Consider the following 12,968-nt stretch of genomic DNA (forward strand, 5'->3'; position numbering starts at 1 on the left):
CCACCAAATGCGACACCACGACCGTCTGCCGCTATCTGTGACCAGACCGGTGCTCGCGTGTATCGCCATGAGCAGATGCCGCCACAGAGCGTCGACAGAACCCCGCCATATAACGGCGAAAGCCACAATTGCTGCTGTGTCACAGGGTCCAGTTCGACATTTATGAAACACCTTCCCATCGGGTCTAATATCTACTGATACAGATTCCGGGCGAAAGGGTCTCTTCGATGGCCGATCGGATCGGGACGCTCTTGAACCGTTCGGGTGACGGTGGCGAGGAGGTGCTCATCGTCAGCCGCGGGAAAGAGCGGACTCGGTTCCGGCGCCGGGACGAGTTGGGCTGGAGCTTTCGGGTGGAGTCGACGGACTCGGAGAACATCATCGAGCAGAACCCGAAACGAAAGCCAAAGCCGGATCCGAAGCCGGCTCGCCGGGCCTCGCGTCCTCGTGGGCAGCGAGTGGCGTACGTGCGGGTGTCGGCGGCCGATCAGAACGAGGCGCGTCAGCTCGAAGCGGTGGGGGAGTGCGACCGGGTCTACGTCGAGAAACAGTCCGCTCGCTCGCGTGCCGATCGCGTGAAGCTAGAAGAGTGCATCAGGTATCTCCGGGACGGTGACGAGCTGGTTGTTGCGTCGATGGACCGGCTCGCCCGTTCTCTGGTTGATCTCAAGCAGATCGTCGGCGAGATCACCGCCAAGGGCGCCAGTGTGGAGTTCGTCCACGAGCGGGCCACCTACGCCGCCGGCGCCCAGGATCCTCGAGCAGACCTGATGCTCTCGCTGCTCGGTGCGTTCGCCGAGTTCGAGCGGGCCATCATCCGTGAACGCCAGGCCGAGGGCATCGCCATCGCCAAGGCGAAGGGCAAGTACAAGGGACGCAAACGCGTCCTGACTGACGAGCAGATCGACAAGGCCCGCGCCCGCATCGAGGCAGGGGAGGGGCCATCAGCGATCGCCCGCGATCTGGAAGTCGGACGGTCAACGTTGTACCGCGCCCTCCAACGACATACGACGTAGACGAGGAAGGGGAAGCGACATGGATGGGTGGTCGCCAGTGTGCGGCAAGGGCCGCATCGCAGCGTTGCTCGAGACCGGGACCGTGGGTGCTGTCCGAGATCTCTTTCCCTACGGGGTGCGGATCCTGTGTCCGATCACGCTCCATACGGGCCGCGACGTGGCCGGGTGGAGCTCATGGCATGAGGTCGCTGAGCGTGTAGGTGCGCAGTATCCGCCCCGCCGTGGATTGACATCGATGATCGACAGCGCCAACACCCCGGAGCTGGCGATAGGTGTGGATCGCCTGGTCGGGTGTAGCGCTGGCCCTGCCATCGAGATCGCGCAGCGCTACTGCAGCACCGCGTCTGTCCTGCAGTGGAAAGCCGCGATCTGGACAGTGAACGGCGATCCAATCGGAACATCCGACGCCGCACGCACTATCACAATCGTCGATGACGGCGACTATGGCAGCTCCTACGACTACCAGCTGGTATCAGCTTCCACGGCGGCTCTCATGGACCCGTTCCTCCACCCCGAACCATCCTTCTTGTGGTCCGACGACGAGACACTGTTCCTCGAGATTCAACCCGAGACAGGATGGATCGAGGTCTACTCGACTAGGCCGGATCTGGTCGAGGAGGTGCGAAGCGACACCCAGTGGGAAGTAGTCCCGCTGACCCGCGACCTCCCGCAGTCGTAGCAATAGCGCCTCCCGCGAATCTTGCTCGCGGTAGGCACTGCAGCACGACACCGGACCGCCAGCCAGTACTGGCAGAAACCCGCCACCGAGCGCCGGGAGCTGATGCACGGTTAGGTGACAGGGTTAGTCACGCGGTCTGAAGGGCCTCGTCGGTCATGATGGTCTCGAATTCAATGGGGGCCAGTCTGCCGAGGCGGTCCTGCCGTCTACGACGGACCCGGCCATCAGGTTGGTCGCAGTCGGCTGATGGGTGGTTACACCTGGCGCCCGGCGTCTTCGGCCCGCAGAATCGCCGGCAGAACCACGTGTGGCTCGGGGATCATCCCGGGTGTGACGCGGTGCCGGAACACCCAGTAGCTCCATGCCTGGTAACAGAGGATCACGGGCAGCGCCACGACCGTGATGGCGGTCAACACGCCGAGGGTATACGTACTGTGCGCCGCGGACTGCACCGTGATGTCGAAGGCACTGTCGATTGTGGACGGCAGCAGAACCGGGAACATGGCCAGGAAGATCGCGGCCAGCCCGAACAGGCCGGTGCCGGCATAGCCGGTAAACGCGAGCCCTTCCCGGCCCGCGCGTGCCTGAGCCCATCCGACGCCACCGGAGACCACGGCGAGAAGGGCGACCGTCCACCCCGCCGGTCCGGCACCGTGCTCGAATTGCACCATCGCAATCCAGACGAGCAGCGGCAGCAGGCAGAGGGGAGCCCACCGGACGGCGAAACCGGATGCGCGCCGCCGCACTGGGCCGTCGGCCTTGAGCGCCAGGAACGTGGCGGAGTGGGCCAGGGCAAATCCCACCACGGCGAGGCCACCGACGAGGGCGGGCCACGAGAGCCAGGCAAAGGGACCGCCGACGCGGTCGCCGTTGCCGTCGATAGGCAGTCCGATCGAGGTGAGCGCGAGCAGCGCGCCGATGAAGAACGCGACGGCCGCGGAACCGAGGCCGATCATGTACGTCCAGAACGTCGCCCAGACCCTTGTGCCGACCTTGCCCCGGTACTCGATACCGACGGCCCGCACGATGAGTCCGAGCAACGCGAGGGTCAGCGGCACGTAGAGGGCGGACAGTAGCGCGGCGTACCAGGGCGAGAACGCGGCGAAGAGGGCAGCGACGGCGGTGATGAGCCACACCTCGTTGCCGTCCCAGACGGGGCCGATGGTGTTGAGCATGACGCGGCGGTCGCGTTCGCTGCGGGTCGAGAAGATCATGTGCATGCCCACGCCCAGATCGAATCCCTCGAGCAGGAGGTACCCGGTCCACAGGAGGGCGATGGCGACAAACCAGATGATTGCAAGGGGTTCCATGGTTGTTCCTCGTCTCGTGGTCAGTAGGCAAACGACAGCACGTCGTCGTGCTCGCCGTCCGGGTCGTCGACGTCGTCGTCGTCCTGACCAACGAGTTCGGGCATCGCACTGGCGACTCCACCGCGCGTATACCGCACCAGCAGGTACACCTCGACGACCAGCAGAACCCCGTAGACGGAGCCCAGGGAGATGAGGGAGAACAGCAGCTCCCCGGCGGTCACACCGGGAGATACGGCGGCCTGGGTGTACATGTACACGGAGTCGGCTCCGGTCACGGCGGGGTTCGGGGCCACGACGAACGGCTGTCGGCCCATCTCGGTGAAGATCCATCCGGCGATGTTCGCGGCGAACGGTGCGAGGATTCCGGCGAGCGCGAGTCGCATGAGCCCGCGGGATCCGGGGACGGTGCCGCGCCGGGTGAGCCACAGGGCAACCGCTCCGGCGGCGGCGACTATCCCGCCGAGGCCGATCATGAGGCGAAAGCCCCAGTAGGTCACCCACATGACGGGGACGTACTCGATCTGCGCGCCCGCCCGGTCGCCGTACAGGGCGTCGTCCGGAATCGTCTCGCCGTAACGGTCCACGTACTCGGGTTCGAGGTCGCGAATACCCGGCATGTCGACGCCCCACTCCCCGGTGGCGAGGAAGCCGAGAACGCCGGGGACCTCGATGAGAGTGGTGACGTCGCGGCAGTCCGTGGATCCCGGGTTGCCCAGCGAGAGCACCGAGAAGGAGGAGCCGGAGTGGCAGGCGGCCTCGGCGGCAGCCATCTTCATGGGCTGCTGCTCGTACATGAGTTTGCCCTGGATGTCGCCGGTGACGACTGTGCCGAGGAACCCCACCATGGCGACTATCGCGCCGAATCGCAGGGACCAGATCCAGACGCCGTGGTCGGTGCGGTCGCGTCCTGGTATGTCCTGGGCCTGCCCCACGATCACGTGCCCGCGCTCGTCGACGGTGTCGATCCCGTCATGCCGGCGGCGCCACAGGTGGTACCAGGCGATCCCGAGCAGGAACATCCCTCCCACCACGAGCGCACCAAAGACGGCGTGGGTGAACGCTGCCAGTGCGGTGTTGTTGGTGAGCACGGCCCACACGTCAGTCATGACCGGCCGGCCGTCCTCGCCGAGCTCGACGCCCACGGGGTGCTGCATCCACGAGTTGGCGACGATGATGAAGTACGCCGAGACCCAGGATCCGATCACCGCGCACCACAGGGCCGCGAGGTGCACGCCCTTGCGCAGCCTGCCCCAGCCGAAGATCCAGATACCGAGGAAGGTCGATTCGAGGAAGAAGGCGAGCAGACCCTCGAGCGCGAGCGGGGCACCGAACACGTCCCCGACGAACCGGGAGTACTCGCTCCAGGCCATTCCGAACTGGAACTCCTGGACCAGGCCCGTGGCCACGCCGAGGATGAAGTTGATGAGGTAGAGCTTTCCCCAGAATTTGGTCATCCGGAGAAATTTCTCCTGGCCGCTGCGCACCCAGGCGGTGTGCATCACGGCAACCATCGCCCCGAGTCCGATAGTGAGCGGGACCATGAGGAAGTGGTAGACGGTCGTGATGCCGAACTGCCAGCGTGCGATCTCGACAACGTCCATAGGACGCCAACCCCTTTCACCGGATCGGGTGTCGTGTTCACCCGCCATCGGCATTCTACATAGCGTAGAAATATTTCTACCGAGAGTCGAATTTCTTTCGCCACTGATAGAATCCGGCTACAAAGCAGGAGGAGAGGATCACCGTGGCGACCCTGGGCGAGTTGGAGCGTGCCGTTATGGACGTAATCTGGGACCACAGTGGGCCGGTGACGGCGTACGACGTCAAGGGCGTGCTCGACAGCTCCCGGGAGCGCCCACCCGCCGTGACCACCCTGCTCACGGTCTTGAGCCGCCTTGCACGCAAAGGTCTGGTCGTCTCGGATCGCACCGCGCGCCCCCACCGCTACCGCGCTGTGGCCTCGCGGGAGGAGTACACCGCGGAACTCATGCACGAAGTCCTGGGTGACTCCCGGGACCGGCACGCGGTACTTGCACGGTTCGTCGGCGGGGTCTCCAACGATGAGGCGGCGGCGTTGCGCACCCTACTGAAGGGAAACGGCTGATCCCCCAGTCGGCGATGTCCACCGGCGCCGTGGGGCTCCTGTTGGCCGGGGTCGCCCTGGCCCTGGCCTGGCCGGTGCCGGTTCTGTTGGCTCGCGCGCGCTGGCCGATGCACGCCCCGGCCCGCGCGCTCCTTCTCTGGCAGGCCATCGGCCTGGCCGGCGGGGTCTCGATGATCGGGGCACTCGCGCTGATCGGCCGCGCGGTCGCGCCGGAGCATCCCCTGGCCGCGGTGATCCCTGCGATCCTGCTGGGCTGTTATCTTCTCGCTCACCTCGGTGCGACCGTCGTCCAGGTCACGCGGCAACGGCGCCGACATCTGACGCTGCTCCAACTACTCACGGCGCCCCATCCGACCCGCGCGCGAACGCGGGTTATCGATGAGGCCGCACCGGTGGCATATTGCATCCCCCGTGGCGCCGGTTCTGTCACGGTGCTCTCCCAGGGGCTGCTCGACAACCTGGATCCAGATGAGCTCGAGGCCGTGATTGCCCACGAACGCGCGCACGTGGAGCAGCGGCACGACATCCTGCAATTGGCATTCCGGGCCTGGCGGTCAGCGTTACCGGGGCTGCCCACAGCGGTCCTCGCGGAGACGGAGGTCGCCGCGATGGTGGAGATGTTGGCCGACGACCAAGCTCGCCGCGAAGTACGCGACGAGGTGGTGGCCCGCGCGATCCTGCGGGTCGGTGCCGCCGACGGTAGCGGTGAGACCGACAGCGTCGGCGACGACGACCGCAGCGGGAGCAGCAGGAACGAGCGCGGCTGCGGCCACCAGGCCTCCTGCCGCGGCGGCCGCATGAGCGATCGACTCCGCCGTCTCGGTGCCCCGGCCCCCGGCCATGAGTGAACGATGCGGATCTGACGGCTCGCTCCGGCTCGTTCAGCTGAGTCGGACCACCTGGTCCTCGGGCCGCCGGTCGTTGTGGCGGTGTGAAACCAGGATCACCACCTTGTCGTGGGCGGCGGTACGGAGATCTTCCATCATGGCGTCGGCTGTCGGCGCGTCTAGGTGCGCAGTCGGCTCGTCGAGCAGGAGAACGTCGGCGCGCGTGAGCAGTGCCCGTGCCACCGCCAATCGTTGACGCTCCCCTCCTGATAGGGCCCGACCGCCGGCCCCGACCCGGGTGTCCAGACCGTCGGGGAGCGCGTCGAGCAGAACGGTCAAACCGACCCGCTCGAGAACCCGCCGCAGTGCGGCGTCATCGGGGGCCTGGGCGGCCGGCCTGGATAGGAGGAGATTGCCGCGCAGGGTGGAGTCAAAGACGTAGGCGTCCTGCGGGCACCAGGCCACGCGGGATCGCCATTCCTTTTCGGCGAACGTCGTGATCGGAGAGGTCTCGGCCCAGATCGTGCCGCCACTGAGGGGCAGTGCCCCCATCACGGCGGATAGCAGCGTGGACTTACCCGATCCGGACGGCCCGTCGAGGAACAACCAGCACCCCGTGCGCGCGACAGCATCCACCTCCGCCACGGCCGGTCGCGCAGTGTGCGGATACCGAGCAGTAACCTTCTCCAGCGTCACCGAATTCACGGGGCCGTTCGGCGCGCCAACGCCCCATGCGGTCTGCGGGAAGGGGCCCAGTACGGAGCCGAGGCTCTGCAGCAGTGATCGCACGGACGGCACTCGGTGCACTGCCGAGACCCACGCGGCGAGAGACTCACCCAGCGCCAGGCACAGGAGGGCAATCACACTGGCTCGTTCTGCACCCACCGACGGATCGGACACTGCCACGAGCACCGCTAGGAGGCCCGTGCCTGCTGTCACCGCCGCCGTTCCGAGCCCTGTGCCGCGGGTGGCGCGCCGTTCGGCGGCGGCCTGTTTCCGGTTCAGCTCGTCGAGTTGGTCGACCGCCGCCGCTGCCACTCCATTACCGCGTAGGTCCGCCGCTGCCGCGTTCAATGAGGCCGACCCCCGTATCAGGTGGGACCGACCAGCAACCCTGGCCACATCGCCCCCACGTTCGACCGTTGCCACTAGGACCGCGCCGAGGGCCATGGTCGCGCTCAGGCTCACCCCCACCTGCACAGTGAACTCGGGGGTGACCAACCAGGTGGTGAGTGTGGCTCCCAGCAGTACGGCGACTCCGGAGATCACGGGCGTAACGACTCTGGGGAGTTGGTCCCGCAGTTCATCGGCCTGGGTCACGAGGTAGTCCAGGGGCGCCCCACCCTCGAGCAGCCGCCGGGATCCGGTTCCTCGTGCTGCGATCGCTCGCCAGAGCCGCAGCCGAAGGTCATCGATGGTTCGAAAGGCGGCGTGATGGGTGAGTAATTGTTCGGCGTATGTGGCCACCGAGCGTCCGATCCCAAACGCTCGAACTCCGACGATCGCCACCAGGAGATACATGATGTACTCCTCGACGCTCGATCGGACGATCAACCATCCCGACAGCGCGGTGAGCGCCAAGCCCAGCGAGGTGGCGAGCACCGAGATGCCTACCGCCCCCGCCCAGAGCCTGCCGTGGGCACCAATCAGCGCACCGAGTGACAGACGCTGGGCGCCGCCTGTCTCGTCCGACACCTGCTCGTCCGCCCCCGCGCAGACTCCCTGTTCTGGTCCCCGCCCGTAACGACCCTGATCGGCATTCCCGTCCACAGCGGGGACCGGGGAGGCGCCGAGATCACCGTCCCGAGCGGCCTCGGTGAGCGCGGATGCGTCATCGTCTGCGCGGCCGGCCTGCCCAGAGATCCGAATAGTGCTCGTGGCGAGATCAAGTGTCATCGGTTCGTGGCTCGCCAGCACGATCGTGGCATGCTCGGCCCGGCGCACGATCGCGTCCCTGACCAGCTCAGCGGCATGGTGGTCAAGGTGGGCAGTCGGCTCGTCGAGCACCAGCAGGCGGGCGCCGGCGTCCACGCGGGCCAGTGCGCGCGCCACAGACAGGCGTCGGAGTTCCCCCGGGCTGAGTTCGGCGGCAGCCGACTCGGCGACCCGGGATAGTCCGACCTCGGCCAGAGCGGCCGCGGGATCCGCGCCATACAACGCGAGTTCCGCCCGTGGGGTGGCACCGAATACTCGCGGCGACTGGGGTGACCACCCCACGAGGTCAGCCTCGATTCCAGTGACTCGACCATGCACTATCGCATCGACCGGCAGCGCCCCGACCAGCGCCGAGAGGAACGTGGACTTACCGGCTCCACTGGCCCCGGTCACGGCGACAATGCCGCTCAGCTCTGCGTCGAGACCAGTCAATGCCGCGGCCCCGCGACCGGAATAGCGAACCTCGAGCCCTGCGACGCGGACCGTGGCCCCGTGGGCTTCTCGCAGGTCAGTCCCGGGTGCTACCTCGAGATGTTCGCGCACTCGGTGCAGAGCCGCGAGGCCATCCTGTGACGCATGGAATGCCACCCCGACCCGGCGAAACACGGTAAAGCACTCTGGCGCGAGCAGCAGCGCGAGCAGTGCGGGCTGTAGGTCCATCGACCCGCCAAGCAAGCGGAGACCCAAGAAGACCGCTACTACCGCCACAGAGATCGTCGCGATGAGCTCAAGTGCCAGGGCGGACAGGAACGCCCACCTCAGCGTCTCCTGCGTGCGGCGCCCGTAAATCCGCTGGATGGTGTCCAGCGAGTCCGTCTGCTCCTCGACGCGGCCGAGCCCGACCAGCACTGGCAGTCCGCGGGCCAGTTCGGCCAGATGGTCAGACAGCCTGGCCAGAGCACGCAACGCCGCATCTGTGCGTTGACCGGTGTGGCGGCCGATCAGGACCATGAACAGTGGCACCAGCGGGATCGTCACTACAATCGCCAGTGCACTGACCCAGTCGGCGGCGAGGATGCGTACCAGCAGTAGCGGGGGCACCACGATCGCCGCGACTATGGCCGGCACGGATTGCAGGTAGTACTCGTCCAGATCGTCTAAGCCATCCGTGGCGAGCACCGCGGTCCCGCCCCGGGGATCGTGCGCTTGCACCATGTGGCGCCACAGCCGACCCCGCAGGTTCTGCTTGACGGCGATGGCGACCCTGCGTGCACTCGTCTCGGTCGCCCATTCGGCAGCGGCCCGCAGCAGCACACCACTCATACCGAGTACCAGGATCGCCCGCACCGACCCGGTCGAGAGGGTGCCGACCGCCAGTCCCGCGATCCCTCGCGCGACAGCCTCCGCCACCAGCACCAGGCCCAGTGCCCGCAGGGCTGCCAACAGCCCCAGCGCCACGAGGGAGGATCTCGGTGCGGGCCCGAGGTCCGGGCGCGTGGAAATCCGCTGCACAGTCCGCTCGGCCTCGAGCATCCAGGGATCGATCCCCTGGGCGGGCCGCGTGGTCGACCTGCGCATCACCATCCACACACGTCCTCACAGGGGGTTCACCGCAATTGATCATCGACTCCGCCGTGTAATTCTACATTCCGTAGAAGTACGCGCTGGGACCAGGTCGGCGAACACCGGGTCATCGATGGCATCGACGCCAAGGCCGAGCAGTGGATCCTAAAGGGAGACCCTCCATCCGCTGTACTTATATACCCTGGGGGGTACATTGCGGGGTGGCAGAACTGCCACAGCTGCTACGAAAGGCTTCCAACATGAGCACTCACCATGCAATTCTGATCATCGGTGGAGGCAACGCGGGAATCAGCCTGGCCGCCCGACTGCGCCACGCGGGACAGGAGGACGTCGGTCTCATCGAGCCCAGCGATACTCACTACTACCAGCCATTGTGGACCCTGGTCGGCGGTGGATGTGCTCCACAGGAGGAATCTAAACGCTCGGAGTCCTCCGTGATCCCTCAGGGTGTTGCGTGGATCAAAGACGCAGCCGTCGATATTGATCCGGAGGCACAAACAGTGCTATTAGGATCCGGAGGTAGGGTTACCTATGACTACCTAGTCGTCTGCCCAGGTATTCAGCTTGATTGGAATAAGGTGCCCGGTATGGCCGAGGCTGTCTCGTCGCCGTCTGCGTCGAGCAACTACGTCTACGATCTCGCCCCGAAGACCTGGGATCTGATCAAGTCCACCCGGTCTGGGACGGCTATATTCACCCAACCTTCTGGCCCCATCAAGTGCGCAGGGGCCCCTCAGAAGATTGCGTACCTTGCGGCTGATTATTGGCGGAAGACGGGGGTACTTGACGACATCCGGGTCGTGTTGGTCCTTCCAACTCCAGGAATGTTTGGGGTACCAGTGTTCGCCGAGGAGCTTGAGCGCGTAGTCGCCGACTATGGGATCGAAGTCCGCAAGAACAGTGAGATGGTCTCGGTAGATCCTGAGACGAATACGGCGACCATCGCGGATAATTCTGCTGAGACCCAAGAGGATCTCCACTACACGATGCTACATATGGTGCCTCCCCAGTCGGCGCCAGATTGGCTCAAAGCCACGAAGCTCGCGGACCCTGAGGATCCCGGCGGGTACGTCGAGGTCGATAAGAACACGCTTCAGCACACGCGTTACCCCAATGTCTTTGCATTGGGGGACGCCGAGTCTTCCCCAAATTCTAAGACTGGCGCCGCGATCCGCAAGCAGGCCCCGGTGGTGGCTAAGAACCTTCTCGCTGCCATGAAAGGCTCCCCGGTTGCCGCACGATACGGGGGCTACTCCTCATGTCCACTCACCACTGCACGAAACAAGATGCTTCTGGCAGAGTTCGACTACACCATGGACCCGGTCCCCAGTATTCCGATTATCGACACCACGCGTGAGCGGAGAGATATGTGGTACCTCAAGCGCTACGGGCTGCCCACTATGTATTGGAACCTCATCCTCAAGGGCCGCGCATAGCCGAGCCGGTGGTTGGTGCACTCGCGGCCGAAGAGATTATGGGATTCAGCTCGCGCTTCTCGCGATTCACTGGTGCGACACATTTGCGCGATGCACTGACAGAGGTGGAGCGTTGATCGGCCCGTGCCTAGGTGCGTCGCAGTAGAGGATCGTCAAACGCGCCATCGCTCGAGGCTTCTGTCAAGGGACATTGGGATCTCCCTGTGCGCGGTCAGTTGATCTCCCTGGTGGTCGGTTAGTGCAATGGGTGAGGTTCCCCCGGATCCGTAGAGGGATCAGCTATAAGGGGAAGCGATGCCAGAGAAGCGCCAGAAGTACGACCGGGAGTTCCGTGAGGGAGCGGTCCGGATCGTCGAGGAGACCGGGAAGCCGATACGACCAGCCCACCGCCGAGGCTGTCAATGCCCAGTTCGACCGGCTCTTGGACTACACCGAAGGCAGACTGCCCGAGGTTGCTGACCACCTCGGCGATGCCCGCGAGGACCTGCTGGCGTTTATCGCGTTCCCCGACGATGTGTGGCGGCAGATCTGGTCCAACAACCCCACCGAGCGGCTCAACCGGGAGATCCGACGCCGCACCGACGTGGTCGGGATCTTCCCGAACCGGGATGCCATCGTTCGCCTCATCGGCGCCGTCCTGGCCGAGCAGACCGACGAATGGGCCGAAGGCCGCCGCTACCTCGGTCTCGAAGTCCTCAGCCGCTGCCGACTCACCCTGACCACCGACCCCGCCACCAGCTCGCCGACGGAGGTGAGCACCGATGACCTGATGCAACTACCCGCCTGACCACCCACGAAGGATCACCATTCAGTTACACCACTTCCAGGGGCTTGACCGCCACCGAGCTGGTGGTACTTGTCCAGGATGCGGCCGCAGACGGTGAAGTTGCGACCGAAGTTCGGGTTCCAGAAGGCTGCGCAGGCCGTTGTGTGGAACCTCGGTGAGGGGGTTGCCTGGTCTCGGCGCTGCTCGGGTGGCGTGTCCTGAGACGGAGGGCCTGCGGCGGGGGAGGAGGGGCTCGGATTCGTGGACGGTGCAGTCGGCACCGGTGGTGACGTCGTTGCCGGTGCCTCACTGCGGGCGGTGGTGGCTGGTTGAGCCCCTGCCACCAGGGTTGGGGCCGCGATCACCATGGTGGCTGTGGCCGCTGTTGCGACGAGCCGCAGCAAGCGGGGACTTCTTGGTCGCGATCTCATGCGAGACCTCCTGAGGGGCGGAAAACTGTACGGGGAGAATCAAACTCCGATGTGACGCCGCTCACATTGAACTTTCGTGTTCCCATCCGCCCCAGGAGTATCACCGCTGGTGAACGGTCGTAACAATGTTGGTTCGAGTCACAATCGATATCGCCCAGAGACCAAAGTTCCCGCATTGCTACGGGTCTGGCGCCGCATAGGAGGGGCTCGGCGGCATCGTTTCGCGCCGAGTGGTACCTCGACGTTGCACGACTCGGTGGCGCTCTTCTACACCGCGGCCCGACGCCGATCGCGCACAGCAGTCGCTGATTCCGCAGGCCCGGCCGGAGATCGCAGAACTACACAGGAGAGACGCTCATGCAGGGATGATTCATCTGACGCTATACGCAAACTACAACTTTACATAAGACCTGGTTACCGGCCGTGGTGTACGTGCCATAGATGGGTAGGCATCCAGCCACCTGCATTCTGGCAGCGACTCACTTTCGCGGGCTGCAGCTGCGTGGTCCGCGTAGCGACTCCGGCCGGATTGCCTACTGGTGAAACGGCTACCGCTCCGGGTGGCCTCAGGCCAAGTCTAGGAAGCGGCGTAGGTCGACGAACGTCTCGTGCACGACTGAGTAGTGTGCCCACTTGCCGCGCTGGTCTCGGGTCAAGAGTCCTGCGTCGACGAGTTTCTTGAGGTGGTGGCTGATCGTGGGCTGGCTGATGTCGACCACGTCGAGTAAGTCGCACGCGCACACCGACTCGCAGCCTTGCGCGGCGATGTGGGACAGCAGTCGCAGGCGTGTCGGGTCCGCCAGTGCTTTGAGCGTGCGCGCCATCTGATCTGCGGTCTCGGCGGTGATCGGAGCTGATGACAGGGGGCAGCACTCGTTCTGCGTCCGAGTCGGAAGGACGTCGTTTGCTGAAGTCATTTCCTCGATCACCTCACCTTGAA

9 protein-coding genes and 1 pseudogene are annotated in these 12,968 nt (G+C 65.3%); 6 read left to right on the plus strand and 4 right to left on the minus strand.

What is annotated here, in order from left to right; genetic code table 11:
• The first annotated feature begins 227 nt into the window (after positions 1-227).
• Positions 228-1,016, plus strand: a complete 789-nt coding sequence (locus J1M64_RS11315; protein WP_082924043.1) for a recombinase family protein — start codon at positions 228-230, stop codon at positions 1,014-1,016.
• Between the two features lie 235 nt (positions 1,017-1,251).
• Positions 1,252-1,695, plus strand: a complete 444-nt coding sequence (locus J1M64_RS11320; protein ID WP_119192334.1) for a hypothetical protein — start codon at positions 1,252-1,254, stop codon at positions 1,693-1,695.
• A 254-nt stretch (positions 1,696-1,949) separates the two neighbouring features.
• Here the strand turns inward: J1M64_RS11320 and cydB are convergent, their stop codons facing one another.
• Complete coding sequence (gene cydB / locus J1M64_RS11325) at positions 1,950-3,005, minus strand: cytochrome d ubiquinol oxidase subunit II (protein ID WP_119192335.1); 1,056 nt, start codon at positions 3,003-3,005, stop codon at positions 1,950-1,952.
• A gap of 20 nt (positions 3,006-3,025) precedes the next feature.
• Positions 3,026-4,606 (minus strand): cytochrome ubiquinol oxidase subunit I, encoded by a 1,581-nt coding sequence (locus J1M64_RS11330; RefSeq protein ID WP_096907664.1) that lies wholly within the window; start codon positions 4,604-4,606, stop codon positions 3,026-3,028.
• Between the two features lie 143 nt (positions 4,607-4,749).
• On the opposite strand from J1M64_RS11330, the gene J1M64_RS11335 reads away from it, so the two are divergent.
• Together J1M64_RS11335 and J1M64_RS11340 are read left to right on the plus strand one after the other, a co-directional pair.
• Complete coding sequence (locus J1M64_RS11335; RefSeq protein ID WP_070719688.1) at positions 4,750-5,109, plus strand: BlaI/MecI/CopY family transcriptional regulator; 360 nt, start codon at positions 4,750-4,752, stop codon at positions 5,107-5,109.
• 14 nt (positions 5,110-5,123) lie between these two features.
• Entirely contained in the window at positions 5,124-5,957 is an 834-nt protein-coding gene (locus tag J1M64_RS11340; protein WP_206474215.1) for a M56 family metallopeptidase, read from the plus strand.
• Positions 5,958-5,990: 33 nt separating this feature from the next.
• Here J1M64_RS11340 and cydC read toward each other — a convergent pair whose 3' ends face one another.
• Positions 5,991-9,395 (minus strand): thiol reductant ABC exporter subunit CydC, encoded by a 3,405-nt coding sequence (gene cydC, locus J1M64_RS11345; RefSeq protein WP_206474216.1) that lies wholly within the window; start codon positions 9,393-9,395, stop codon positions 5,991-5,993.
• A gap of 239 nt (positions 9,396-9,634) precedes the next feature.
• Between cydC and J1M64_RS11350 the strand changes: the two genes are divergently transcribed.
• Both J1M64_RS11350 and J1M64_RS11355 read left to right on the plus strand, forming a co-directional pair.
• A complete protein-coding gene (locus J1M64_RS11350; protein WP_206474217.1) occupies positions 9,635-10,831 on the plus strand; it encodes an FAD/NAD(P)-binding oxidoreductase in 1,197 nt (398 codons plus the stop codon).
• A gap of 367 nt (positions 10,832-11,198) precedes the next feature.
• Positions 11,199-11,618, plus strand: a pseudogene (locus J1M64_RS11355) (transposase); the annotation flags it as partial.
• A 976-nt stretch (positions 11,619-12,594) separates the two neighbouring features.
• Here J1M64_RS11355 and J1M64_RS11360 read toward each other — a convergent pair.
• Positions 12,595-12,957, minus strand: a complete 363-nt coding sequence (locus J1M64_RS11360) for a metalloregulator ArsR/SmtB family transcription factor (protein ID WP_238556426.1) — start codon at positions 12,955-12,957, stop codon at positions 12,595-12,597.
• Positions 12,958-12,968: the final 11 nt, after the last annotated feature.

This window comes from Dietzia sp. KRD202 (genome assembly GCF_017168155.1).
Taxonomy (GTDB): domain Bacteria; phylum Actinomycetota; class Actinomycetes; order Mycobacteriales; family Mycobacteriaceae; genus Dietzia; species Dietzia kunjamensis.